Genomic DNA, 403 nt, shown 5'->3' with positions numbered 1-403 from the left:
CACATGAACATCGCCGCGATCACGGCACTCGTCAGCGCCATATTGGCCGCGATCCGTGATCTCGTCACCCGCAGGATCGGCAACCACGTTCCCTCGACGGTGATCTCGCTCACCGCAACGATCATTGTCGGACTATCCGCATTCACCCTCGGCTTCTTCGAAACCTGGGTGCCGATCCGCCGCATCGAGACCCTCTATGTCGGCGGCGCGGCCGTGCTGGTTTCGCTCGGCAGCTTCTGCATCGTCAACGCCTTCCGGAACACCGATGTCGGGGTCGTCACCGGCTACCGCTATTCCGGCGTCGCCTTCGCGGTGCTGATCGGATACCTGCTCTGGGGTGAGGTTCCCGACGCCTGGGCCGTGACCGGCATCGCGCTGATCGCCGGCAGCGGCCTCTACACCC

Annotated in this window: 1 protein-coding gene; it reads left to right on the top strand. The window is 64.5% G+C overall.

Annotated elements, in window-relative coordinates:
- The coding region (locus AB4Y92_RS26230) for an EamA family transporter (RefSeq protein ID WP_441822284.1) at positions 1–403 on the top strand (403 nt) is incomplete at both ends.

The sequence above is a fragment of the Lysobacter sp. TAB13 genome, from assembly GCF_052113885.1.
In the GTDB taxonomy this organism is placed as follows: Bacteria; Pseudomonadota; Gammaproteobacteria; order Xanthomonadales; family Xanthomonadaceae; genus Lysobacter; species Lysobacter gummosus.
This window is presented reverse-complemented; position numbering and strand designations above follow the sequence as displayed.